Below are 26,709 nucleotides of genomic sequence, written 5' to 3' on the forward strand. Positions count from 1 at the left end.
AAGAGGCTGGAACTCAAAATATATACTTTGAGCCAGCCTCTTTTTATAATTTAAGTCCTCTAATTAAAAATCATCAGCAGGGAAACCTGTCCGACGAAATCCTGAAATCTTATAAGTTAATCCATCCTCATCGTCATCGAACTGTACCATATATACGATACTATCGGCAGGCATACCACTAGGTGTCTTTGCTGCTTTTTCCAGCACTTTACCGTCAGTAATCTTCACTTTGGATTCATAAGTTACATTATCTGCGAATCCCGCTGTTGAGAAGGTTCTCTCTGCATAGTTTACATTCACCTTTAGTTTGTAGCTCCAGAAATTATTTAAATCATCCAGCCACATTTCTGTTTCACTATTGTTGGCCGTGTTGTAAGTACTCATTTGCAGATGTCCCAGTCCAAAAGGATCTTCTACTTCTTTCCCGTCAATAATTGCGTTCACTGTTATCCACCAGTCGCCTGCCATTTTTTCAACGGCGGTACCTCCTGGTTCTGTTTCATCATCACATGCTGTAAATGCAAAAGCTAGTGAAGCCAAAAGCAATATCATATATTTCTTCATAATCGTATACTTATTTTTTTACTATAATATCAAAAGATAACTGACCGGCATAATCAACGGTCCATTTCAGATTCCCTGTTGCAGGATCTAATGACGTATTAGTCATCTGATCCATAGAGTCACCCCATCCTGCAACGTAACTTTCCAAAGGAGTGATGGTATTATCATCATTCAATTCAAACTTACCGACCATCGCATAATCCGGTCCATAGCCTGCACGTTGCTCGTACCAGCCTCCTAAAAAGTCGCTGATATAAAAAATGCCCGGTTCTAATTGCAATATAATTATTTCATATCCACTGAAAGCTATAACGGCAGGAACAGTGCGTTTGCTGCCTTCAGCTACGGTATAAATACCAGATTGCAAAGGAGACGCAGTATTATCTGCTACATATACTGTTCTTGTGAAAGTTTTGGCAAAACCATCTTCATTATATGCCGCATATACTAAATTATAGATGCCTGGAGTGTTTACATCAACACTTCCTTTTATTTGTACGGATGATGTAATGTCTTCGCCGTTCATTTCTGCATAATATCCTGGCTCCACATAAGATTGGCCTTTTTCTAGAACTATCTTCTCATCGCCTTCTCTTTCCAATGTTACGAAATAGGTGATTTTGGAAGTGTCATCTGTTGATTTGTCGCAAGCTCCAAAAACGAACGACAAACATACTAATATGTTATATAATATTTTTTTCATATATAAGTCTTACTAAGTTATTAGCTTCTATTTGATATCCCACCAAACCGGAGTGCTTCCCGGTACAGCTGCTGGAGTATTGGCATTCTGCTGGCGTGCGCTTAAAGGATAAGTCATGCGTTTCATTAGTCCACCTGCTTCTAATCCGTTAGTCCATGGTGCCACTAGATCTCCCGGAGTATATAAGGCTGCATTTTTCTGTATCTCTTCTGCTGAGTGGGACGATAGTTTCGGACAATCTGTACGACGGATTTCACTCCATGCTTCCATATGATCCATATAGAAAAGAGCCACCCACTTCTGCATATAAATCAGATTTAGCTTATCTGCCAATGTTGAAGCGGCATCCCAGGCACAGTCACCTTCCAAAATACTATTCTCTTGTCCTGCAAATCCACGAACAGCAAAATCAGCGGTTACACCTGCTTCGTATGCGCTTTTTGCACTTGCATCATTGTTCAAGAAACGGGCATACACTTCTGCAATCAGGAATTGTAATTCCGCTTGAGTAAAGAAGTAAACAGGTTTTGTTGCCCCAATTGAATAATTGATGGCACTTACGTTTTTATTTTTCCAGTTATCAGTACCTAAGATACTTTGCATATGCGTTTTTCCTCCGGGGAGCTGTCCGACATACTTTCCATCTGCATCAGTCTTATTAATACCATAGGCAATGCGGGGGTCTCCCGTATTACTTAGATAGGAGATGAGTGGATAAGCAGCGCAATGATTGCCTGTCAGCCCCACAGCATTAGTATTATACCATGGATTACGTTTATCAGTTTCATCTACAAAACAGTCCAATTTCACATCTCCGGTAAAGAACTCGTTGTTTTGTACTAAAAGTTTTACTTTTTCAGTATAGGCTGCTGCGTCTACATTAGCATCGATAAAACGCAAGTACATACGGAGACGGAGAGCATCGGCAAATCCTTTCCATTGAGTGAGGTCTTTGTTGAATATCAAATCCGGCACGTCCATGCCGCTTCCGTCCAAGGCAGCCTCTGCCGCATCAATCTCATCCAATATACCTTTATATACAGTCTCACCTGTATCCCATTTGGGCGTTGCATTAGCATTTCCTTGCAAAGCTTCTGAATAAGGCGAATCACTGGTATTATCTACAATGATTTGGAAAGCATATGCTCTCAGTATGGTAGTCGCAAAACGATCAGCAGGGTTTGTTGTCTTTTCCAAAACCTGTTTTGCATCTTCCAGGGCGCCTGCAAATAAAATTCTATAAGAATAATCCATTTGCTGGGAAGATTCGGTAAATGTATACTCACATAGAGTGTTATATTGGTTGGATTCCGGCTTCTGTTCATAATATTGGGCAAAGAAACCTGCATAATTATAGATTTCGCCTCCTACAGCCGAAGCAATAGATGCACTGATGGAAGGAAATATCAAATCTGCCGTTACCTGATCATTCATCGGGTAATTGGGGTCGTCATTGATATCCAAATCGCAACTGGCAAAAAATACTGTTGTTGCCAACGATGTATATAATAATATCTTCTTCATATTTATTCCTGTTTAAAATTTAACCATTAAGTTGAAACCGAAACGGCGTGAGCTAGGGTTGGCTGTATATTCCCCATAGTTACCTTCAAGGTCATTACCAAATGAAGTCATTTCGGGATCAATAAATGTATTGCTGGATGGAGTCCAAATAAATAGGTTGTTGCCATATGCTGAAACTTTGACTGCCTGGAAGGGAGTTTTAGCCAACCATTTTTTTGGTAAATCCCAGCCTAGTACAACAGAACGAAGTTTTACATAAGATTTATCCACCAAGAAGCAACTTCCCATATCCGAACCACCGTCACCCCAATATTTGTAAATATTGGAACTAGTAATAGGAGTTGTGTTTTCTACATAAGTTACCTGATCTCCGTTTACTATTTTATTTACCGAGTTAGGAACAATTAAAGGGTTACGGTCATTATAGGCAGTCTGTATTGCATTACCTGTGAAGTAATTAATATCTTTAGTACGTGAATACATAACTCCACCCTGACGGATATCAAAATCAAGCCCTAAACTTAGACCTTTGTATTTGAAATTGGTAGAAATACCCATCTGATATTTATTATTCATATCACCACAAATTCCGAATTCAGCAGCTTCAATAGGAAGACCTGTTGATGAGTTTACAACAACTCTTCCCTGCGGATCGCGCTCGGCTACTTGAGCTTTGAATACTCCAACAGGCATTCCGGTTATAGCATACATACTTGTACCGCCATTCAAACCATAAATGATAGTGATTCCACCCAATTCTTCCGGCAGGCTGACTACTTTGCTCCAGTTTTTAGTAAGGTTCCATGTCAGTTCCCAAGCAAAATCTTTGGTTCTTATCGGAGTACCGCTGACCAATAGTTCAATACCACGATTACGTATCTTACCTAAATTCATGTTTTGTGCCGTATATCCTGAAGCAGGATCCATTGCCAAAGAGAAAATCTGCTTGTCGGTATTACGATTGTAGTAAGAAATATCGAATGACAATCGATTCTTCAAAAAGGCCATATTCAAACCAACTTCTGCTTCTGTTGTCATTTCCGGACTCAATGTATTACTTCCAAGCACATTTCCGGCCGAGTAAGCGTTAACGCCTCCTAACGGGAAAGTCAGATAACCAAAAGGTATTCTGTTTGAAGACTGCGCATATACAGGATTAACCATATATACATCGGCATCATTACCTGTTTTACCCCAGCTGGCACGTAATTTACCGAAAGTGATAACATCTTTCCATGTATCGTTCAGCAACTCACTGAAAATAAAACTACCTGTAAAACCCGGATAAAAGAAACTGCGGTTGCCTTTCGGAAGAGTGGAAGACCAGTCGTTTCGGGCAGTAACCGTTAAATATAACATATTCTTCCATGAACCTTCGAACTGTCCAAACACACCCATCAGGCGTCTAAGTTCCATATGTTGTTCTACAATGGGAGTTTTACCGGAATTTTTTAAGTTGAACCATGTGGGAATTGTCAGGTCATTTACCTCAGAATATTGATAAGAAACTTTACGTTCGTTGCCATTGAATCCTACCAATGCATTGACATTAAAATCACTGATTGGCATATTGAAACTAAGCAAAAGGTCCTGATTAATTTCACGGCGTCGGGTAATTTGTTCTGTATACTGTCCGGTCTCACCGGAGAACGGACTACTGGAACCTTGTCCTTCTCCATTAGGAGTTCCTTCGTAATAAAGAGCATACAAATTCGGTTTTCCCTTATCACTTTGTCCCGTTGTAGTATCCAATCCCATACGGTACGTAAATTTGAAGTATTTCAAGAACTCATAATCTAATTGGAACTTTCCGTAGAACCTTTCAGATTCATACTTATTCAGATAGTTGTTCAAAATGTAATATGGGTTCATTACTCCATAAGGGGTGTAATAATACCCTGGAGTATTGAATAAATCAGTTTGGTCTTCCAATCCTATAATGCTAATATCTCGTGGTGACTGATACAAAGAGTTTAGCATAGATAGTCCTTGCCCTGTTGTCGCAAACTTATTCTGCTGATAGGCATAGTTCAATGAAGAAGAGAAAGTTAAAGCACCAACTTTGTGACTGCCACGCGCAGAAAATGTATATTTGTCATAACTGTCTGCATCTGTCGGAATCATACCATCATCACTAATCTGAGAGAAAGAAACATAATAATCGCTTTTATCAGTAGCTCCGTTAAATGAGATGCTATTACTATACCTGAATCCTGCATCAAAAAAGTCTTTGATATTATCAGGCATTGCTACATAAGGTTTTAACTTTTGTGAGTTATTGTATACATTTCCCCATAACTGCATGGAACCATCAAAGCGAGGCCCCCAAGAGCCATTCTCTAATTCCGTATGATTGCCATTCCACCCCATACCGAATTCATTCTGAAATTCCGGTAACCGCAAGATGGTTGACCATTGAACTCCACCATTGTATTCTATCCCAATGCCTTTGCCTTTCCGTCCGCTTTTGGTGGTAATCATAACTACACCGTTTGCGGCCCGGCTACCATATAAAGCTGTTGCCGCAGCACCTTTTAATATAGTCATGTTTGCCACATCATCCGGATTAATAGCATTTGCTCCATTACCAAAATCGTATCCGCTGTTCAAACCATCTGTAGAATATACGGTAGAGTTGTTCAAAGGTACTCCATCTACTACATATAGAGGTTGGTTAGTACCGGATAATGAACTGACACCACGGATAATAACAGAATTAGAGGATCCCGGATCTGACGAGGTATTGGAAATCTGCACACCAGCAATCTTACCTGCCAAACTGGACATTACATCAGAAGTACGGCTCTCGGTAATCTTATCCCCTCCTACAGAGGTTGCCGCATAACCTAATGCCTTCTCTGACCTTTTTATGCCCATTGCTGTTACAACAACTTCGTCAATTTGCTGAGCATCCGACCTAAGTACAATCTTCAAATTAGGCTTTATCGCCACTTCCTGAGTCTGCATGCCAATGTACGAAATCTGCAAAGTCTTTGCAGAACTAAATATTATTGTAACCTCTTTATTATTAGCGATAAACAGATAATGTAATATCTATATAGTATAAATGCAATTTGAATATACTGTGCAGGTAATCAACATGTTAATGTTGATATAAAATCTTGAACCAATAATTTATTCTACTATATTTCCACCAAAATAATTTGTTTATTCATTTGATTATCAGTGGCGTATTCTTAACAAATAGCTGAAATGACAAACATAAATTGTTACTATTTTATGATAGGTAACCATTTTTATATCATTAATTGTTATAAATTTCGACCTTGAATGAACCTAACTTTACAATATTGAGTTAATTGATGTGATTTTCTCATTATTATAAAGTTGAAAAGTGTGTAAGTATCTGCAACGCTGCAACAATACTGCTATAACTTACTGATATATAAATAATTAAAGTGTTGCAGATACCTGTTGCAGATGGTGGCAGATACCCTTTATCTGCAACACACTAAAAACAACAAATCCTTCATGTAAACGCTGTAATCCTATATATGCAACAATGGTTTCCTACGTCTAAACACCAGTTCCTAGGCAGGAAATGCAAGTTTCCAAGTAGGGAAACGCAAGTTTCTGCGTATAGATACTAGAGTTTCCCTATGCGGATACTCTAGTTTCCCAGTATGGATACTGACATAACGCAGAGTCATCATACTTTAAGGGAATAGCTTTTCGAAACTGCACAATGTGTGTTGCAGATAAAGGGTATCTGCCACCATCTGCAACAGGTATCTGCAACACTATAACTGTTTATATATTAATAGATTACATTGGTACTGTTGCAGCGTTGCAGATACTTACACACTTTTCAACTTTATTGCAATGGGAAAATCACATCAACTAGCTCAATACCGCACGAATCGGCTTATTTCTTGTATGGAAATGCATAAGACTTTTAATACAGCCAGTCTATAAATTGGCTACTCTTACCTATAAAACAAGAATTTTAGAAATGGAGTTTTGAGTCTAATTCTTATGCGCGTTCTTTCCTTTCAATGAGGCTGCCTTCTCAAGATCACGTACAACCGTAATGTCCATTATATTTGCATATACTTGGGTGGTTTTCACACTTTTGTGACCTAATAATTTTTGTACAGTGGTTATATTCGCACCGCTATATAATAATAAAGTTGCATTTGTATGCCGGGCAGTATGAAAGGATACCCGCTTATCAATATCTGCCAATTTTGCTAATATATTCAACTCTTTGTTAATATTGGAATTATCTTTTAACTTGAAGAAACTATTCAGTTCTTCTTTATAGCGCTGCAATATACCAATTCCTTTACCTTCAAATAATAGGTATAATGGCAGACGGACTTCAATCCCTGTTTTTACAGATTTATATATAAGCCAAGTCTCCTGATGAAATTCGACAATATTCGCAGGTGTCAGATTTATAAAATCGGAATATCGCAGCCCTGCATAGCAGCAAAATAAAAAGGCATCTTTGGTCTTTTGTAATTTTGCATATCTTCCTGTTAACTGTAAATCCTCAAATTTGCGCAATTCTTCCGGTGACAAATGCGTATGATTACCTTCTATACTTTTAATCTTATATTTTCTGAAGGCATATTTTTGCACATCCATATATTCTTTGTTAATAGCAACGTTAACATATCGTTTTAGGTGCTTCATATGTTTGGCTATAGTGTTAAGGTGATACCCTTTGGATTGCAGGTAATTGTCAAATGAAGAAACAAATTCAAATGTCAAGTCCGTAAACGAGATGTCTTTTTTGAACTCCCGAAGTAATTCAAGCGTGGAAAGGTGATTTTGCTTGGTACTCTCTTTTAGAGAAGAATTTGCAACTTCTTCTTTATAGAAACTTAAAAATGATCTTCCATTGCTTATAGGTTTGTCAATGGCCTCCTTCAATAAATCCAGTGAAATCGATTTGCCTTGTTGCCATAATCCAAGTTCAGCTTGTTCAATCGCCGCTATATATTCGTATAACATGCGGTTTATAACATCAGCATTAGGGTGACTTTTCACCATTCTTCGTTTAGCATCCCACTGATCAACTTTGAGATATATTTTGGTGGAGAAATACATTTTTCTCCTATTGAGATAAGCTTCGACCTGTACTAATGCCATTCCTTTCTTATTCAATTTCTTTTTTCTGTTAAAAACAAGATTGTAACTAATTTTTTCCATCCTTTTCTTTTTTAATTAATAATAGAACAAATTAAACGTAGTTCTGTGCTACATCGGAGATGAATATGCATTAATATCTCTAAAAAAAATAATCTTTGAAAAGCTAAGTATTCACAAAACTTTAAATTATATGCCACTTTTTTATAGCTATTCTTCCGCAAAAAACAAAAAGTAGCTCTATAAAAGCTGTTTTGTGACGAAAAACGAGCAAAGGAAATATTAAATCGTACATTTTGCTCAATCAAAATGTTAGTATATGGTTTTAAAACTAATTGTTTTTATGTTTCAAAAATATGCTTATCAACATAAAAAGTACATCATAAATAACAATATGTTAGATTTGCAACCTTTTTTTATCAAAATAATTGTTAGTTTCATATTTATTAATATATTTGCAAATTGTTAGAGTAAAGAAACAATTAATGTAAAGTTAAACTTTAAGAGAGAATTTATGAAAAGAAAATTGATGCTGTTATTGGCATGCCTTTTTGTGGGCATAAGCCTAGTAACTGCCCAGACTCAGAAGGTCACAGGTGTTGTGATTTCTGAAGAAGATGGGCAGCCGGTTGTTGGCGCTTCTGTGTTGGTAAAAGGTACCACCCAAGGTACAATCACAGATGTAGATGGTAACTTTAATTTGTCGAATGTACCAAGTTCTGCAAAGACTTTGCAGATTTCGTATATTGGCATGCAGACTCAGGAAGTCACTATTAAACCTCGTTTGAAGGTTGTACTAAAATCAGATTCTCAACAAATAGACGAAGTAATGGTAGTTGCTTATGGTACTGCAAAGCGGGCATCATTTACAGGTGCTGCATCTACCGTTAAGGGAGATAAGGTTTTGAAGGATATTCCAGTGACTTCTTTCGAAGAAGCTCTCTCTGGAACAACTCCGGGATTGACTATCAATTCTACCAGTGGGCAACCGGGGGCAGGATTACAGATCCGTGTGCGGGGTACCGGTTCTATGAACGCGTCTAATGAACCGTTGTACGTTATTGACGGTGTGCCGGTTGTGTCAGGAGATATTGCAATATCTGCTGTGACAAACGATTCGAAAGCATTCAATGTCATGTCGTCCATTAATCCGAGTGATATTGAGAATATCACAGTGTTAAAAGATGCGGCTGCCGCATCATTGTATGGTTCACGTGCCGCAAATGGTGTTATTCTGATAACGACGAAGCATGGTAAAGGTGGCAAGACCCGTGTTAATTTCAAGGCAAATTGGGGATTCTCGGATTGGGCGATGAAGAATCGTAAAAGCGTGAATGGACAGCAACGTCACGAGTTGACATATGAAGCATGTTATAATGAAGCTACCATTTATGGTATTCCCGATGGTGACGGTAACTATACGGGGCCGGCTTCTGAAGAAGATGCAAAAGCATATGCACAGGAAATGGCAGATTTTTATGCTGATGCCAAATATGATGTTGACTGGGAGGATGCTTTTTTCCGTAAGCATGGTTCTAGTCAAAACTATGAGTTCTCAGCACAAGGTGGTGATGAACGCAATTCATTTTTTGCATCGTTGGCATATAAGAAAGAAGAAGGTAAATCAAGAACATCTTCATTAGATGGATTTATGGGACGTATTAACGCTGTTCATCGTTCGGCAAATAATAAATGGCAAATGGGAGCCAATATTTCGATGTCAAGACAAAATTCTTCAGTTTCAAGTGAAGGAACAGCTTATGCGAATCCTTTCTTCCTGATTAATTATGTATGTACTCCGAATATGCCGATCTATGATGATGAGGGTAATTACTATACGCATCCGTTCCTGCAGCAGGTATTTCCTCATACGCATCCGGTAGAAGATATTAATCTGGATAAAAATGAATCGAAAGTTTTCAGAAGTTTCAATAACTTGTGGGCTTCGTACCAGTTTATTGAGGGGTTGACTTTGAAACAAAGTATTAGTTATGATTATGTGAACAATAACTCTGTTACTTACTGGCCGTTAAACTCTAACAATGGAACACTGACCGGCGGATTGAGAGCTACTTATCCGATGCAACAACAAAACAGCTATTCGTCTACCACCTTGAATTATGTAAAAACATTTAAGCTGAAACATAATCTGGATGCATTAATCGGTTGGGATGTAGATGACCGTCGTACTGAGTATGTCTTTGCTACATCTTCGGGATATCCACACGATAAACTTCCTGAATCTATCAATGCGGCTACACCTGAGGAAGGCTCTGCTTATTATACGGAAGACCATTTGCTTTCTTTATTGTCGCGTGTCAATTATGATTATGATAATAAATATTATGCGTCCGTAAACTTCCGTAGAGATGGTAGCTCACGTTTGGGAGCCAATAACCGTTGGGCTAATTTCTGGTCTGTATCAGCAGCCTGGAGATTGACACAGGAAGGTTTTATGAAGGGTATCACACAGGTTAATGACTTGAAAGTGAGAGCTTCTTATGGTATAAACGGGACATTGCCTAGAGACTTGTATGGTCATTTAAGTTTGTATGGATATGGCTATAATTATCAAAACATTGCGGGTTCGGCACCTCAATCAGTTCCTAATCCTGATTTGTCATGGGAGAAGAATAAAAACTTCAATATTGGTTTTGACGCATCTCTTTTTGATCGTTTGAATATTAGTTTCGATTATTACAGTCGTAGAACTAGCGATTTGTTGCAGAATGTACCGACTTCAATGGTTGTTGGTTTCAAGACGATGTTGAAGAATGTAGGCGAGATGACCAACAAAGGTGTGGAACTTGATATTAATGTTGATGTATTCAAACACACACAAGTAAAATGGAATACAGGTTTGGCACTTTCGCACAACTCCAATAAAGTGTCAAAGTTATATGAAGGAAAAGATATAATAAACGGTACCAGTATCATTCGTGAAGGCGAATCATACTATGCATGGTGGAGTCGTGAATGGGCAGGCGTTGATCCGGCGACAGGTGAGGAACAATGGGTGTTGAATACTAAGAATGAGGATGGAAGCCTTAATAAGGAACTGACGAAAGATCCGGCTCAGGCACAGAGAGTTGTTATCGGTAAGCCGGATCCGAAACTTACCGGTGGTTGGAGAAACTCCGTATCATGGAAAGGGCTGGAATTAAACCTGTTGTTCAACTTCTCATTAGGTGGAAAAGTATTCGATACAATGAGAACAAGTTTCACTGATACTGACGGTTATGTGGTTTATTATAACTCTTCAGTCGACCAGCTTGACAGATGGCAGAAACCGGGTGATGTAACGAATGTTCCGAGACGTATTAACAACTACGAATATGGAAATTACGGAAGTTCCCGTTTTATGAAAGACCTGAACTATTTGCGTCTGAAGAGCATGAGTCTGTCATATGCTCTTCCGGCACAATTGGTACGTCGTGCACAGATGGAGAATGTACGCTTGTTTATTTCGGGAAGTAATCTCTTGACATGGACTTCTTATAAGAATGTTGATCCAGAACAGCCGATTAACGGTATTCCTACTTTTGCCTTCCCGAATCTGAAGAGTGTGACATTTGGTATTGAAATCGGATTTTAATAAGAAAAACAGAATATGATGAAAACAATCAATATAAATAAAAAAATAGGGGGAGTCCTTTTCGCCGGTTTGATCATGTTATCGTCCTGCAACGATTATCTGACAACTTTGCCTACGGATTCTCTGGTGAGCGACGGAGCGATAAGTACACCTGAGGATACAAAAACAGCGTTGAATGGTGCTTATGCCGGATTGATTAGTGCAAGAACTGATGGTGATACGTATTATTATTATGGAATGGATTTTCTGGCCCGTGCCGAGGTTGGTGGTGATGACACTCAGACAAATAAAATCGGTGATCGTACAGAAAATTACTACCGTTTTACATACCGTCAGAATAATGCCCCACAAGATTTGTGGTATACTCCATATGCGGTTATTAACAGAGTGAATGTGCTTTTGAATGCAATAGATAATGGTGATGTCCCAATGACGGATGTTGTGAAGAACTCAAAAGGTGAGGCGTTGGCTATTAGGGCATTGGCACATTTTAATTTGCTTATTACTTATGGAACACCCTATTTGAAAGATAACGGAGCTTCATTAGGAGTGCCTGTGGTAAAAAAAGTATTGACAGCGACCGACCTTCCGGGGCGTTCGACGGTAGCAGAGGGATATCAGGCTGTATTGGACGATTTGTCGGATGCGTTGGGACTGATAAATGAAGAGAAAAATTATGGGCATTTTAATAGGTGGGCTGTGAAAGCTCTGTTGGCACGTGTCAATTTGTATAAAGGTGACTATGATGCAGCTTATTCTTATGCCAAGGATGTGGTGGAGAACGGCCCTTATTCTTTGATTGATAATGCTGATTATCTGACAGTGTGGGGACAGGAAGAAAACAGTGAATCAATTTTTGATTTAGCGTTGTCGTCAACTTCCTATTCCGGCGACCGTGAGTTATGGGGAGCGGTAGTCAGTCCGAGCGAATATGGAGCAGTCGTTGCTACAAAAGCATTTGTTGATCTTTTGAATGAACGCTCTGACGATGTACGTATCGGTTTGTTGGTTACTGATAAGAATGGTACACAGCGTACTATAAACAAGTATCCGGGACGTGGTGCGGTTACAATTAACAATGTACGGGTTTTGCGCTTATCGGATATCTATTTGATTGCTGCTGAGGCTGCTTTGAAGAAAGCGTCACCTGATCAGGATTTGGCGGATGATTATTTATATGAAATCAGACATCGTGCTAGTCCAAGCGTTTCAAAGGAAGATGCTACATTGGATTTGATAGCCAAAGAGCGTCGTAAAGAATTGGTACTGGAAGGACATCGTTTATACGATGTGTTACGTCAAGGAGCAGAAATTACTCGTCAGGGTGGCTCTCATTTCTTGAATGGTAATGATTTGATAACGGTTAAATGGAGTGACTACCGGACTGTGATGCCTATTCCGCAGGCGGAAATGGATGCTAATCCGAATATGGAACAGAATACGGGATATAAATAAACTTATTTGCTCCGGGGATGTTTATCTCTTTGAAATGGAGTTTGTGATTGAGGAAAATGACGGAACTCAATCACAAGCTCCATATTTTTTGTTATATTTGCGCCCACATTATTATATAAGAGTAAAGAATGAAAGAATTTGTAATATCCGAAGCCAAAGTAGAGACAGCAATACTTGTCGGACTTATCACTCAGACACAGGATGAGCGTAAGACGAACGAGTATCTGGACGAATTGGCGTTCCTTGCCGAGACGGCTGGGGCGGAAGTTGTGAAACGATTTACGCAGAAGTTGCCGACAGCCAACTCGGTGACCTATGTAGGAAAAGGAAAACTGGAGGAAATCAGACAATATATCCATAACGAAGAGGAAGAAGAACGTGAAGTGGGAATGGTCATCTTTGATGACGAACTTTCCGCGAAACAGATTCGTAATATTGAAGCCGAACTGAAAGTGAAGATACTGGACCGTACTTCGCTGATTCTCGATATATTTGCCATGCGTGCCCAGACTGCCAATGCAAAGACGCAGGTGGAGCTGGCGCAGTACAAATATATGTTGCCGCGTCTGCAACGACTCTGGACTCACTTGGAACGCCAGGGCGGTGGTTCCGGTGCCGGTGGCGGTAAAGGTTCCGTGGGACTTCGTGGACCGGGTGAAACACAGCTCGAAATGGACCGCCGTATCATCCTGAACCGTATGTCGTTGCTGAAAGAACGCCTGACGGAAATTGATAAACAGAAAGCTACCCAACGCAAGAACCGCGGACGCATGATACGTGTCGCACTGGTCGGTTACACCAATGTCGGTAAATCGACAATGATGAACCTGCTGGCAAAGAGCGAGGTGTTTGCGGAAAACAAACTGTTCGCTACGTTGGACACTACCGTGCGTAAGGTGATTATAGATAATCTTCCGTTTTTGTTGTCGGATACGGTAGGATTTATCCGTAAGTTGCCTACCGACTTGGTTGAGTCCTTCAAATCGACCTTGGACGAAGTGCGCGAAGCGGATTTGCTGGTGCACGTAGTAGATATTTCCCACCCCGGATTTGAAGAACAGATTGAGGTGGTGAACAAGACACTTGCCGAAATTGGCGGCGGTGGCAAACCCATGATACTTGTATTCAACAAGATAGACGCCTATACCTACGTGGAGAAAGCGCCGGACGACCTTACCCCCCGAACTAAGGAAAACTTAACACTCGAAGAACTGATGAAGACGTGGATGGCAAAGATGGAGGACAACTGCCTCTTTATTTCCGCCCGCGAACGAATCAATATAGACGAACTGAAAGATGTAGTTTATCAACGAGTGAAAGAATTGCATGTTCAGAAATACCCCTATAACGATTTTCTTTATCAGACCTACGAAGAGGAAGAATAATTAATCAATGTGCTGCTTTGCTGATTGGGGGAAGCGGCACATTACTATATTTATTTATATGAAAGACTATCGTAGATTGACTGAAGATGAGGTGCTTCAGTTGAAGAGCCAGTCGTGTCTGGCCGATGATTGGGGAAATGTTCTGGTAGCCGCTGGATTTAATTGTGAGTATGTCCATCACACCCGCTTTTCGGGCGAAGTGAAGCTAGGGGTATTTGAGGCTGAATTCACACTGCGAGGAGGCATTAAGAAACACTCGGGATTGCGCCATGTGACGCTGCACAATGTGACAGTTGGGGATAACTGCTGCATTGAGAATATCCAGAATTATATTGCTAATTATGAGATTGGCAGCGATACCTTTATCGAAAATGTGGATATCATCTTAGTGGATGGGTTGACAACTTTCGGTAATGGGGTGGAAGTGGCAGTTCTCAATGAAACCGGAGGACGCGAGGTGCTGATTAATGACAAGTTGTCTGCTCATCAGGCATATATACTTGCATTGTACCGTCACCGTCCCGAACTGATTAACCGCATGAAATCCATTGCGGATTATTATTCCAACAAACATGCGTCTGCCGTTGGCAGTATTGGCAATCACGTGATGATTCTCAATACTGGTTCCATCCGGAATGTGCGGATTGGCGATTACTGCCATATCTGCGGAACTTGTCGTCTGACCAATGGTAGCGTTAATAGTAACGTGACAGCTCCTGTGCATATCGGACATGGAGTAATTTGTGATGATTTTATTATCTCGTCCGGTTCGCAGATAGATGACGGCACGATGTTGAGCCGTTGCTTCGTCGGACAGTCCTGTAAATTGGGACACAACTATTCCGCTTCCGATTCCTTGTTTTTTAGCAATTGCCAGGGAGAGAATGGAGAAGCATGTGCCATTTTCGCAGGTCCTTTCACTGTGACACATCACAAATCTACTTTGCTGATTGCCGGAATGTTCTCATTTATGAATGCAGGTTCGGGCTCCAATCAGAGTAACCATATGTATAAGCTGGGCCCGATTCATCAGGGAACGATGGAGAGAGGAGCGAAAACCACTTCAGATTCATATATCCTGTGGCCGGCGCGTGTCGGAGCTTTTTCTCTTGTGATGGGGCGCCATGTCAATCATGCAGACACCTCTAATCTTCCTTTTTCTTACTTGATAGAGCAACGGAATACGACTTATCTGGTTCCGGGAGTTAATCTGCGGAGCGTCGGTACAATCCGTGACGCTCAGAAATGGCCGAAACGTGACAAACGGCAGGACCCGAACCGGTTGGATTATATCAATTACAACCTGTTGAGTCCTTATACCATTCAGAAAATGTTCAAAGGACGTTCTATCCTGAAAGAATTGAGACGGGTATCCGGTGTGACATCCGAAATCTATTCTTACCAAAGTGCCAAAATCAAAAACTCTTCTTTGAATAACGGTATCCGTTTTTATGAAATAGCTATTCATAAATTCTTGGGGAACTCAATCATTAAGCGGTTGGAAGGCATCAACTTCCAGAGCAACGAAGAAATCCGTCATCGTTTGAAACCGGATACGGAAATCGGAATCGGTGAGTGGGTGGATGTGTCTGGGCTGATTGCTCCAAAGAGCGAGATAGACCGTCTGTTGGATGGTATTGAGAACGGTACTATCAACCGTTTGAAGTCAATCAATGCCTGCTTCGCTGAGATGCACGAGAATTATTACACATACGAATGGACGTGGGCTTACAATAAGATTCAGGAATTTTATGGCTTGAATCCGGAGACTATTACGGCACAAGATGTGATTCGTATCGTAAAATCCTGGCAGGAAGCTGTCGTCGGACTGGATAAGATGGTATATGAGGATGCAAAGAAAGAATTCTCCCTGTCTTCCATGACCGGATTCGGTGCCGACGGTTCTCACGACGAAATGAAGCAGGACTTTGAACAAGTGCGCGGTGATTTCGAGAGCAATACGTTTGTGACGGCTGTGTTGAAACATATTGAAGAGAAAACAGCGCTTGGAAATGAACTGATTAAACGTATTGAAAACATACAAGAGTAAATAACCATAACCTGTGAAATGATAAACGGTGGGCATTGTGTAACTAAAGCACAACTTGTCCACCGTTTTCGTTTCCGTTCTGCAATTCTCCGTTATTCATTCTTAATTCTTCATTCTTCATTCATCATTCTTCATTCTTAATTATTACCTTTGTCACACTAACTAACATTACGTAATAAAATAAGAAACTTATGGCAACACCTCCGTTTAAGTATCAGCCCATGTTTGAAAAGGGGAAAGATACAACTGAGTATTATCTGCTTACAAAAGACTATGTGTCGGTAAGCGAGTTTGAAGGGAATCCTATTCTGAAAATTGAGAAAGAAGGTCTGACTGCGATGGCTAATGCGGCTTTTCGTGATGTATCATTCATGCTTCGCCGTTCGCACAACGAACAAGTTGCTAAGATTCTGAGCGATCCGGAAGCAAGTGAAAATGATAAATATGTGGCATTGACTTTCCTGCGTAATGCGGAAGTTGCTTCAAAGGGGATACTTCCTTTCTGTCAGGATACGGGTACTGCCATCATCCATGGTGAGAAAGGACAACAGGTATGGACTGGCTATTCGGATGAAGAGGCTCTTTCACTGGGTGTTTATAAGACATATACTGAGGAGAACCTGCGTTATTCTCAGAATGCACCTCTGAATATGTATGATGAGGTGAATACAAAATGTAATCTTCCTGCACAGATTGACATCGAAGCTACCGAAGGCATGGAGTATGAATTCCTTTGTGTAACAAAAGGTGGTGGTTCTGCCAACAAGACTTATCTTTATCAAGAAACAAAAGCTATCCTGAATCCGGGTACATTGGTTCCGTTCCTGGTTGAAAAAATGAAAACTTTGGGAACAGCCGCTTGCCCTCCTTATCATATTGCTTTCGTTATCGGCGGTACTTCTGCTGAGAAGAACCTGCTGACTGTGAAGCTGGCTTCTACTCATTTCTATGATAACCTGCCGACAACTGGAAATGAATACGGTCGTGCTTTCCGTGATGTCGAACTGGAAAAAGAAGTATTGGCGGAAGCCCACAAGATTGGTCTTGGAGCTCAATTCGGTGGTAAATATCTGGCTCACGATGTCCGTATCATCCGTTTGCCGCGTCACGGTGCTTCTTGTCCGGTAGGTCTAGGCGTATCCTGCTCTGCCGACCGTAACATCAAATGTAAAATCAACAAGGAAGGTATCTGGATTGAGAAACTGGATTCAAATCCGGGCGAACTTATTCCGGTGGAACTGCGTAAAGCAGGAGAAGGCGATGTTGTAAAAATCGACTTGAACCGCCCGATGGCTGAAATCCTGAAAGAACTGACTAAATATCCGGTATCGACCCGTTTGTCATTGAACGGAACGATTATTGTAGGCCGTGATATTGCTCACGCTAAACTGAAAGAACGTTTGGACCGTGGTGAAGAGCTGCCTCAATATATCAAAGATCATCCTATTTACTATGCAGGTCCGGCCAAGACACCGGAAGGTATGGCTTGTGGCTCTATGGGGCCGACTACGGCTGGGCGTATGGACTCGTATGTAGAACTGTTCCAAAGTCATGGCGGCAGCATGATTATGTTGGCAAAAGGTAACCGTAGCCAGCAGGTGACGGATGCTTGTAAGAAGTATGGCGGTTTTTATCTGGGTTCTATCGGCGGTCCGGCAGCTATCCTTGCTCAGAATAATATCAAGAGCATTGAGTGTGTGGAATATCCTGAACTGGGTATGGAAGCTATCTGGAAGATTGAAGTAGAGGATTTCCCGGCATTCATTCTGGTTGACGATAAGGGCAATGACTTCTTCAAGCAGTTGAAGCCATGGAATTGCACTAAATAAGCAGTCAATAAATTCGTTTATATAAAATTATTCATTTGAGGGATACCTGTCTTTCGTATGGGTATCCCTTTTTTATTAACTTCTCCTTTCTACTCACTAACATTATGAAACCACCGACAATCGAACTGACTACTCAAAAGAACCGGCACATCGTATGGCTGGATGTTGTACGCCTTATCGCAATGTTTACAGTTGTCTGCTGCCATTGCACCGATCCTTTTAATTTTTATCCGGGTACTGCTCCCAATATTGGGGAAATTAAATTATGGGGAGCCATTTATGGAGCTGTCCTCCGTCCTTGTGTGCCCCTGTTTGTGATGATAACGGGCGCATTGCTTTTGCCTGTCAAGGGTGATACTTCCACTTTTTATAAGAAACGTATTACCCGTGTCCTGTATCCGTTCTTAATTTGGTCTGTTATCTATAATCTTTTTCCTTGGCTGACAGGCATATTGGGGCTGGATCCTAAGATTATTCTTGATTTCTTTCCTTATTCCGGTGAGGAAGTGATGCAGCAATCCTTTTCGGTAGCTGTACGATATATCCTGATGATTCCTTTTAACTTCTCCCTTCTGGCAGTGCATATGTGGTATATTTATCTGCTTATCGGGCTTTATCTTTACTTGCCTATATTTTCGGCATGGGGGGAAAGGGCTTCGCAACGTGCAAAATTGATGTTCCTGCTGGCTTGGGGTGTGACCTTGCTTCTGCCTTATTATTATCAGTTCGTTTCCCCTTACCTGTGGGGCTCTTGTTCATGGAATTCTTTCGGAATGTTGTATGCATTTGCCGGATTCAACGGATATTTATTATTGGGACATTATCTGAAAGACCTTGACTGGAGCTTGAAGAAAACATTGGTAATCGGTATTCCTATGTTTGTGGTAGGTTATGTGGTGACGTTCTTCGGTTTCCGCTATATGACGGCTTTGCCGGATTGTACAGATGAAATGTTAGAGCTTTTCTTTACTTATTGTTCTCTTAATGTGGTGATGATGACCGTACCTGTATTTATGCTGGCTAAAAAAGTCGATGTCCGTTCGGAGAGAATACGGAAAGCATTAGCTAATTTGACAGTTTGTGGCTTCGGTGTTTATATGATACATTATTTCTTCACCGGTCCGTCGGTGGTATTGGTGAGAGCTCTCGATATACCTGTTCCTTTGCAGATACCGATTGCTGCGATAGTAGCTTTTGCTGCTTCCTGGTTGATAGTGAATTTGGTGAACCGTATTGGCAAACCTGCAAAATATATTATGGGATAAAAGCTGGAAGCCTTTTGGGAGAGAGGGGCATAAGAACAAAAGAACATATGCTTTCCGATATCACTATTCTTGGAATATTAAGCGTGGAGCGTATATTCCTTTGTTCTTATGTTTCTTATTCTTTCAGATACTTTGTAATCTTTCCGCTAATCTGCAATAAGGAAATTTCGCAAAGTTTCGTGTTATACTCTGCGGAGAGGATACGCTCTTCCGCATCCAATAAGCTCTTTTGTGCTTCGCGTACTTCAAAACCGGAAAGGTCTCCCTGGATATAACGATCCATGGCAATATCATGGTTATCCTTGGCAGTTACAAGATTCTGTCGTTCCAAATTCAGGAGTTGAAGATTGTTGCGATATGCCTGCCACAAGTTGCTGAGGTCGGAGCGGAGTGCCAGTTCAAGGTTCTGTCGTTCCAGACGTCGGTTTTTGAATGCAAGAGTCGCATTTCGCTTTTCGCGTCGGCGATTTCCATCGAAGATATTAAATCCGACAGTAACTCCGGCATTAAAGCCTAAATTGCCTCTTCTACTGGTGGCGTTGATGTCGTATTTATTGAAGGTATATCCGTATCCGGTATTTAATCTAAGATATGGATAGTTGCGCGAATTTATTTTTTTATAATCCAATTGTGCGAGTACTGTGTTCTGATCAGCTTTTAATAAAGAAGCGTTTGTTGCCAATGTACTGTTCCACAATTCTTCGAACTTCAAGTCGCTGTATACGTCAATGGTAGAATCCTTGATGATAATAATTTGATTTACATTATTATTAGCCATCAGCTCATTCAATTGGATACGTGAAGAGTGCAGTAACTCCTGTTGTTTCATATATTGGGCACTATCCGCATTGAAGTCCACTTTCGCCTGTTGATAATCCAAGCCGGAGAATTTGCCGACAAGATGGCTCGCTTCCGCTATGCGCAAGCGCTCTTTAGAAAGTGACATTGCATAATGGAAGTTTTTCAGACGAATCTTCTGCTGGATAAAATTATAGTATTCTGACGTCAGGTCGGCAATGAAATCCTCGATAGCTATACGGGTGTTAGTTTCGCCTTGTCGTTCCAACTCTTTCAACTGCTTGTAAGTTGTGCTGATATTGAACCCGTCAAAGATGGTCCAATTAAGATTGAGGCCGACATTGATTGTCTGGTCGTATACTCCATTGTTCTTTGTAATCTCCCCGGTGGCACGGGCCTTGCTTTCGATGTTGTCCAAATTTCCGGTGTATCCGGCAGAAAAATCCAGCGTCGGCAGATAGCCTGCGTTTCCCAATGTCGCGTTGTTCTTGCTGATTTGCTCTTCGTTATGGACGATGCGCAAAGAGTAATTGTTTTGTAATCCTTCCTCCAGGCAATCTTTTAAGGTGAGCACCTGTGCCTTTACAGTAGAAACTGATAAGAAGGCACATGCGGTAACTATATATGCGATGCGTTTTATGCAAATTCCTTTCTGTTTCATTCTTTTAGTTTTTTGATTCGGTTCGTCGAAATATAACTGTAAATAGCCGGTACGATATACATGGTAAGCAAAGTGGAAACGACCATGCCGCCTACTACTGCCGTACCCATGGCGATACGCTGGTTGGCACCTTCTCCGGTGGCAAATGCCAATGGGATAAGTCCCAGAACCGTAGAAGCACTTGTCATCAGAATCGGGCGGAGACGTTGCAGGGCAGAGTCCTTGATTGCACTCATCTTGTCTTCTCCGGCTTCCTGTTTTTGATTGGCAAATTCCACAATCAGGATACCGTTTTTGGCTACCAGTCCGATAAGCATAATGATACCAATCTGACTGAAAATATTCATTGTAATATCTCCAAAATACATAAACACTAATGCTCCGGCAATAGCCAGTGGCACCGTCAACATGATAATCAACGGGTCTTTGAAACTCTCGAACTGGGCTGCCAGAATCAAATAAATCAGAAGAATAGCCAAAATAAAGGCGAACATCAAACTGGAAGAACTTTCACGATACTCCTTGGAATCGCCTGCCAAAGCAGTACGGAAAGTGTCGTCCAATGTTTCCTTGGCTATCTTGTCCATTTCATCCAACCCTTGTCCGATTGTTTTTCCATCCGCCAGTCCCGCAGAGATAGTGGCTGATACAAAACGGTTGTAGCGGTATAGTTTAGGCGGTGCAATACCACTTTCCAATTCAATCAGATTGTCCAATTGAATCATATCTCCATTATTGCTACGGACATAAATCGCTTTCAAGTCGGCCGGTTTATTTCTTTGCTGGCGGTTGATTTCGCCAAGGATTTCGTATTGTTTTCCGTTCATATAGAAATATCCCATACGCTGACCGCTCAATCCGTATTGCAAAGTCTGGGCAATATTCTTTGTACTTACGCCCATGATGCTGGCCTTGTCGCGATTAATTTGGATACGGGCTTCTGGTTTGCTGAACTTCAAGTCAACGTCTGCCATCTGGAAGACTGGGTTTTCATACACTTTAGCCATGAATTTAGGTAATACCTCTTCCAGTTTTTCCAAATTGGTGGCTTGAAGCACATATTGGACAGGCATACTTCCACGGCGTCCGCCGAAGGAAGATTGCTGTTGCACGAACGAACGCGCCATTGTTTTCTTCTGTACAGCTTTCGAGATTTTCTCGGCAACTTCCATTTGTGTGTAGTTACGGTCCTTCATGTCCTTCAGCGTGATACGTACGTTCCCGCTACCGCTGGATACACGGGCGGTCACGGCTTCCGCATCCGGTAGGATGGAGTCGACAAGCTGGTTGATGTCTTCGGTATAATCACGTATATATTCATAAGTGACTCCCTCTGCACCTCTCGTATTGATGCTGATTTGCGAACGGTCTTCCAAAGGTGCCATTTCCGAAGGAACTGCATTCCATAAAACACCAATCAGGCAAATCGTGATGAATGTGAATGGAAGTGCAATCCATCGTTTATTCAGGAAAGCGGCAAGTGAACGGCTGTATAGCCGGTTCATTCCTTCAAAGAAAGGTTCTGTCTTTGTATAAAACCAGCCTTGTTTTTCCCGCTTTATAAGTAGCTTGGTTGCCAACATTGGCGTGAAAGTCAATGCGGCAAATGAAGAGATGATAACCGACCCTGAGATTACGATACTGAACTCCCGGAACAAACGTCCCGTCATACCATCCATAAAGACGATGGGGAAGAATACGGCGATCAGCGTGATAGTCGTTGAAATAACGGCAAAAAAGATTTCTTTGGCCCCTTCGATACCCGCTTCTTTCGGAGTCATTCCTTTTTCGATACGGATATAGATATTCTCTGTCATTACGATAGCATCATCTACCACCAATCCCACAGACAATACGATGGCAAGCATGGAAAGCACATTGATTGAGAATCCAGCCAAATACATGACGAAGAATGCGCCGATAAGGGAGACAGGAATCACGATACACGGCACCAGCGTAACACGCCAGTCGCGCAAGAAAAGGAAAATGATGATGATTACGAGTATAAAAGCTTCATATACAGTCGACTTTACCTCATTGATAGATGCACGGATAAACTTGGTATTATCAAAACCGTAATTATAGTGTACATCTTCCGGCAAGTCTTTTTTCATTTGTTCCATACGCTGATATACAGCGTCTGCAATTTCAATATGATTAGCTCCCGGTTGTGGAATAACTACGACGCCTACCATCGGTACGCCGTTCATCTTCATATAACTCTTGATGTCGGCAGGTCCCAGTTCGGCACGTCCGATATCACTGAAACGCACGATACGATTATTCTCTTCTTTGATAATCAAGTCGTTGAACTCGTCCGCTGTATGCATCAATCCTAATGTGCGAATCGTCAACTCGGTTGTATTTCCTTCGATACTGCCCGACGGAAGTTCCACATTCTCATTATCCACTGCATTTTTTACGTCAATAGGGCTGATACCGTAGCCTGCCATTTTTGCCGGGTCGAGCCAGAGTCGCATGGAATAGCGTTTCTCTCCCCAAATGGATACGCTACTGACATCAGAAATGGTTTGTAATTGCTCTTTAACCGTTAAGTCTGCAATTTCACTCAATTCCAAAAGGGTACGTTTGTCGCTTTGCAGAGCTACCATCAAGATAGGCATGGCGTCCGCATCCGCTTTCGATACTGTCGGCGGGTCACAGTCGCGCGGCAGATAGCGTTGTGCGCGTGAAACCTTGTCACGCACGTCATTTGCCGCCGTTTCCAGGTCGACGGACAATTCAAACTCTACCGTAATACGGCTCTGTCCCTGTTGGCTGACACTGGACAAAGAACGGATACCCGGAATACCATTGATGTTCTGTTCCAATGGTTCGGTAATCTGGTTCTCGATAACGTCGGCGTTGGCTCCCGGATAAGAACAACTGACGGAAATAATCGGATTATCCACTGACGGATATTCACGGACACCTAAATAGTTGTATCCGATAAATCCGAAGAGTAGGATAATAATCGTAAGTACGGTGGCTAATACCGGGCGGCGTATGCTTAATTCGGATATGTTCATAAGGCACTGGTATTAATCAATGTTGTCAAGTGTCACAGCAAGTCCGGTACGGAGTTGCAATGTTCCTGAAGTGATGATGGTATCTCCCATATGCAATCCTCTTATCACCTGCACTTCCGATGCGGTGCGGATTCCGGTAGTGATATCCACTGGTTCGGCTTTTCCGGATTTGTAGAGGTAGACTTTATCTTTACCCATTTCCGGCACAATCGCTTCCGTAGGGATGGCGATGGCATTTTCTATCTCGTCTTTTTTTATCAGCACGCTTGCATAGCGGCCGGGAAGCAGGATATGGTTCACATTCGGATATAGTGCACGGGCGGTAAACTGGTGCAGGTTAGGGTCGATAGCTGATTCCACAGCATACACTTGTGCGCCGAAAGCATCCAAGTTGCCTTCCACGTTGAAGTTTAAGTTAGTCCCTTTTTTTATTTGTTTGGCGTAACGTTCCGGTACGGAAAACTCCACTTTGAGAGGAGTTATTTTAGTCAGTTTAGCAACGACCGTAGTGGGAGAGGCATAACTACCGATACTGACCTGGCGGAGTCCGATAACTCCGTCGAACGGAGCGCGAAGCTCGGTCAATTCAATATTGGCCTTGATTATTTCTATGTCTGCGTTCAAAGTAGCCAAATCCGTTTTTACTTGTTCGTAAGCTTCTTTACTGACAGCATCCCGCTTCAATAGCGCATCTTGGCGGAACACACGGTCTTCTGCCAATTTCAATTGCGAAACAAGACGTTGTAATTGTGCCTGCAACTGCCGGTCGTTTACTTTGGCAAGCAACTGGCCTTTTTTCACCGATGTTCCTTCCTCAAAATTGATTTCGACAATTTTTCCGGAAGTCTCGAAAGACAAATCCACTTCTTCATCGGGCAGAAGTACTCCTGTGGTTGTAAATTCATCCGTCAGGGATTGTGGCTTTATGACTTTGGCGTTTACATTTAAAGTTTGCTTTCCTTTTCTTTTATTACCGCCCATTACTTTGTCGGCAGCGGCTAGTTCGTTGTTCTTTTTGGGTAATTGTGAGTAGATTCCTCCACCGATGATACCGGCACCAACAAGAATAATGATGCCCCATTTAGTTTTCTTATTCATGGTTTAGTATAGTATATAGCATGTTACATTACGTCTTCAAAAATTAGACATCTTGTAACAGGAAAGGTTTAATAAAGGAAGTAGTAAAAAAAGGTTAATCGCCAGGAGGAGGGAATAGGATTAGTAAGCCGCCCGGTATTTGCCTTCCTCTTTATCTTCCAGCATATTCAGATAAGAAGTATAACGTGATTCGCTGATTAGATGCTCTTCTACTGCCTTTCGTACGGCACATCCCGGTTCGTGGCGATGGGTACAGTTGTTGTATTTGCAGTCAGCGGAAATCTTGAATATTTCGGGAAAATAATGACCGATTTCCTCTTCTTCCATATCGAAGGTGCCGAAGCCTTTAATACCCGGAGTATCAATGATATATCCGTCTCCGTTTACGGGAAACATTTCGGAGAAAGTAGTGGTGTGCATTCCCTTGTTATGATAAGAAGAGATTTCACCGGTTTTTGTTTCTGTTCCCGGTAGTATGGCATTGATAAGTGTAGATTTTCCTACTCCCGAATGTCCGGAGAATAGAGTAATTTTGCTTTCCAAAGCCTTTTTGATTTCGTTTACCCCGTTGCCATTCTTGGCGGAAACCTTAAAACAGGGGTATCCTATATGTGTATATAGATTAATAAGCGCGTCCAGATAGCGGAGCTCGTCTTCGTTGTAAGCATCTATCTTGTTGAATACCAGTTTGACAGGTATCCGGTAGGCTTCTGCTGATGCCAGGAAACGGTCGATGAAGATAGTGGAAGTTTCGGGATAGTTGACGGTTACCACCAGCATACATTGGTCGAGGTTGGCGGCAAGGATGTGGGATTGTTTAGAAAGATTGGAAGAACGACGGATAATGTAGTTCTTCCTATCTTCTATTTCGTTGATGAAAGCAGTACCTTCCTGGTTGAGTATAATCTGCACACGGTCGCCTACCGCTACCGGATTGGTGCTGCGGATACCTTTGAGCCGGAAATTACCTTTGATTTTACATTCGATAAGTTGCCCGTCATCGGTCTTTACCTGATACCAGCTACCTGTGTTTTTGATTACTAATCCGTGCACGCTTTCTTCTTGTTTTTTTTAGACAGTCATGATTTCTTTGTCCTTTTCAGCCAGCATATCATCAATTTGTTTGATATACTTGTCATGGATTTTTTGAAGTTTTGCTTCCGCATTCTTTTGCTCGTCTTCTGCCAATCCGTCTTTTACAGCTTTCTTCAGTGCGTCGATACCGTCACGACGTGCGTTACGTACGCTAACTTTAGCCGTTTCGCCTTCGCCTTTACACTGTTTCGCCAGTTGTTTACGGCGTTCTTCCGTCAGAGGAGGAATACCGATGCGGATTACTTCACCGTTATTTTCGGGCATGATGCCGAGGTCGGAGTCGATAATTGCTTTTTCGATGACACGGAACATGCTTTTATCCCACGGTTTGATGGTGATACTGCGTGCATCGGGAGTGGTTACGGCTGCTACATTGCTGATAGGAACCATACTTCCGTAAGAGTCTACACGGATACCGTCCAACAGTCGGGTACTCGCTTTTCCGGCGCGGATATGTGCCAGTGCTTCTTCCAGATACATAATGGCCATATCCATTTTTTCTTGTGCATTGTCAAGGCAAGTCTTTACGTCTACCATATTTTT

Annotated in this window: 15 protein-coding genes and 1 pseudogene; 6 read left to right on the forward strand and 10 right to left on the reverse strand. The window is 41.6% G+C overall.

What is annotated here, in order from left to right; genetic code table 11:
- Positions 1-63: 63 nt before the first annotated feature.
- From RDN93_RS02115 to RDN93_RS02135, 5 genes and pseudogenes are all read right to left on the reverse strand, one after another.
- Positions 64-564 carry a lipid-binding protein gene (locus RDN93_RS02115; RefSeq protein ID WP_308744010.1) on the reverse strand — a complete coding sequence of 167 codons (501 nt, stop codon included), beginning with the start codon at positions 562-564 and terminating at the stop codon, positions 64-66.
- Positions 565-574: 10 nt separating this feature from the next.
- Complete coding sequence (locus RDN93_RS02120; RefSeq protein ID WP_308744011.1) at positions 575-1,267, reverse strand: BT_2262 family domain-containing protein; 693 nt, start codon at positions 1,265-1,267, stop codon at positions 575-577.
- A gap of 27 nt (positions 1,268-1,294) precedes the next feature.
- Positions 1,295-2,791, reverse strand: coding sequence for a SusD/RagB family nutrient-binding outer membrane lipoprotein (locus tag RDN93_RS02125; protein ID WP_308744012.1), 1,497 nt, complete (start codon positions 2,789-2,791; stop codon positions 1,295-1,297).
- 12 nt (positions 2,792-2,803) lie between these two features.
- Positions 2,804-5,794: pseudogene (locus RDN93_RS02130) on the reverse strand (SusC/RagA family TonB-linked outer membrane protein); the annotation flags it as partial.
- A 984-nt stretch (positions 5,795-6,778) separates the two neighbouring features.
- Complete coding sequence (locus RDN93_RS02135) at positions 6,779-7,969, reverse strand: site-specific integrase (protein ID WP_308744013.1); 1,191 nt, start codon at positions 7,967-7,969, stop codon at positions 6,779-6,781.
- Between the two features lie 451 nt (positions 7,970-8,420).
- On the opposite strand from RDN93_RS02135, the gene RDN93_RS02140 reads away from it, so the two are divergent.
- The 6 genes from RDN93_RS02140 to RDN93_RS02165 all read left to right on the forward strand — a co-directional run bounded on the left by RDN93_RS02140 (position 8,421) and on the right by RDN93_RS02165 (position 19,485).
- Entirely contained in the window at positions 8,421-11,501 is a 3,081-nt protein-coding gene (locus RDN93_RS02140; RefSeq protein ID WP_308744014.1) for a TonB-dependent receptor, read from the forward strand.
- Positions 11,502-11,516: 15 nt separating this feature from the next.
- Positions 11,517-12,956, forward strand: a complete 1,440-nt coding sequence (locus RDN93_RS02145) for a RagB/SusD family nutrient uptake outer membrane protein (protein ID WP_308744015.1) — start codon at positions 11,517-11,519, stop codon at positions 12,954-12,956.
- A gap of 128 nt (positions 12,957-13,084) precedes the next feature.
- Positions 13,085-14,341, forward strand: coding sequence for a GTPase HflX (hflX, locus tag RDN93_RS02150; protein WP_308744016.1), 1,257 nt, complete (start codon positions 13,085-13,087; stop codon positions 14,339-14,341).
- A gap of 58 nt (positions 14,342-14,399) precedes the next feature.
- On the forward strand, positions 14,400-16,391 hold the full coding sequence (locus RDN93_RS02155) for a DUF4954 family protein (RefSeq protein ID WP_308744017.1): 1,992 nt from the start codon (positions 14,400-14,402) through the stop codon (positions 16,389-16,391).
- 191 nt (positions 16,392-16,582) lie between these two features.
- Positions 16,583-18,220: a fumarate hydratase gene (locus tag RDN93_RS02160; RefSeq protein WP_308744018.1), complete on the forward strand. Its 1,638-nt coding sequence runs from the start codon at positions 16,583-16,585 to the stop codon at positions 18,218-18,220.
- 104 nt (positions 18,221-18,324) lie between these two features.
- Entirely contained in the window at positions 18,325-19,485 is a 1,161-nt protein-coding gene (locus RDN93_RS02165; RefSeq protein WP_308744019.1) for an acyltransferase, read from the forward strand.
- 115 nt (positions 19,486-19,600) lie between these two features.
- Here RDN93_RS02165 and RDN93_RS02170 read toward each other — a convergent pair whose 3' ends face one another.
- From RDN93_RS02170 to frr, 5 genes are all read right to left on the reverse strand, one after another.
- Positions 19,601-20,944, reverse strand: coding sequence for a TolC family protein (locus tag RDN93_RS02170; protein WP_308744020.1), 1,344 nt, complete (start codon positions 20,942-20,944; stop codon positions 19,601-19,603).
- On the reverse strand, positions 20,941-23,973 hold the full coding sequence (locus RDN93_RS02175) for an efflux RND transporter permease subunit (RefSeq protein ID WP_308744021.1): 3,033 nt from the start codon (positions 23,971-23,973) through the stop codon (positions 20,941-20,943). Before RDN93_RS02175 ends, RDN93_RS02170 begins: the two co-directional genes overlap by 4 nt.
- A gap of 12 nt (positions 23,974-23,985) precedes the next feature.
- Positions 23,986-25,071, reverse strand: coding sequence for an efflux RND transporter periplasmic adaptor subunit (locus RDN93_RS02180; protein WP_308744022.1), 1,086 nt, complete (start codon positions 25,069-25,071; stop codon positions 23,986-23,988).
- A gap of 120 nt (positions 25,072-25,191) precedes the next feature.
- A complete protein-coding gene (gene rsgA, locus RDN93_RS02185; RefSeq protein ID WP_308744023.1) occupies positions 25,192-26,124 on the reverse strand; it encodes a ribosome small subunit-dependent GTPase A in 933 nt (310 codons plus the stop codon).
- An 18-nt stretch (positions 26,125-26,142) separates the two neighbouring features.
- A complete protein-coding gene (gene frr, locus RDN93_RS02190; protein WP_294477754.1) occupies positions 26,143-26,703 on the reverse strand; it encodes a ribosome recycling factor in 561 nt (186 codons plus the stop codon).
- Positions 26,704-26,709: the final 6 nt, after the last annotated feature.

It is taken from the genome of uncultured Bacteroides sp. (genome assembly GCF_902491285.1).
GTDB lineage: Bacteria > Bacteroidota > Bacteroidia > Bacteroidales > Bacteroidaceae > Bacteroides.

What these genes read in the sequence shown, in the direction of transcription:
- RDN93_RS02115 (WP_308744010.1), bottom strand. Translation starts at nt 564, where the DNA reads ATGAAGAAATATATGATATTGCTTTTGGCTTCACTAGCTTTTGCATTT.
- RDN93_RS02120 (WP_308744011.1), bottom strand. Translation starts at nt 1,267, where the DNA reads ATGAAAAAAATATTATATAACATATTAGTATGTTTGTCGTTCGTTTTT.
- RDN93_RS02125 (WP_308744012.1), bottom strand. Translation starts at nt 2,791, where the DNA reads ATGAAGAAGATATTATTATATACATCGTTGGCAACAACAGTATTTTTT.
- RDN93_RS02135 (WP_308744013.1), bottom strand. Translation starts at nt 7,969, where the DNA reads ATGGAAAAAATTAGTTACAATCTTGTTTTTAACAGAAAAAAGAAATTG.
- RDN93_RS02140 (WP_308744014.1), top strand. Translation starts at nt 8,421, where the DNA reads ATGAAAAGAAAATTGATGCTGTTATTGGCATGCCTTTTTGTGGGCATA.
- RDN93_RS02145 (WP_308744015.1), top strand. Translation starts at nt 11,517, where the DNA reads ATGATGAAAACAATCAATATAAATAAAAAAATAGGGGGAGTCCTTTTC.
- hflX (WP_308744016.1), top strand. Translation starts at nt 13,085, where the DNA reads ATGAAAGAATTTGTAATATCCGAAGCCAAAGTAGAGACAGCAATACTT.
- RDN93_RS02155 (WP_308744017.1), top strand. Translation starts at nt 14,400, where the DNA reads ATGAAAGACTATCGTAGATTGACTGAAGATGAGGTGCTTCAGTTGAAG.
- RDN93_RS02160 (WP_308744018.1), top strand. Translation starts at nt 16,583, where the DNA reads ATGGCAACACCTCCGTTTAAGTATCAGCCCATGTTTGAAAAGGGGAAA.
- RDN93_RS02165 (WP_308744019.1), top strand. Translation starts at nt 18,325, where the DNA reads ATGAAACCACCGACAATCGAACTGACTACTCAAAAGAACCGGCACATC.
- RDN93_RS02170 (WP_308744020.1), bottom strand. Translation starts at nt 20,944, where the DNA reads ATGAAACAGAAAGGAATTTGCATAAAACGCATCGCATATATAGTTACC.
- RDN93_RS02175 (WP_308744021.1), bottom strand. Translation starts at nt 23,973, where the DNA reads ATGAACATATCCGAATTAAGCATACGCCGCCCGGTATTAGCCACCGTA.
- RDN93_RS02180 (WP_308744022.1), bottom strand. Translation starts at nt 25,071, where the DNA reads ATGAATAAGAAAACTAAATGGGGCATCATTATTCTTGTTGGTGCCGGT.
- frr (WP_294477754.1), bottom strand. Translation starts at nt 26,703, where the DNA reads ATGGTAGACGTAAAGACTTGCCTTGACAATGCACAAGAAAAAATGGAT.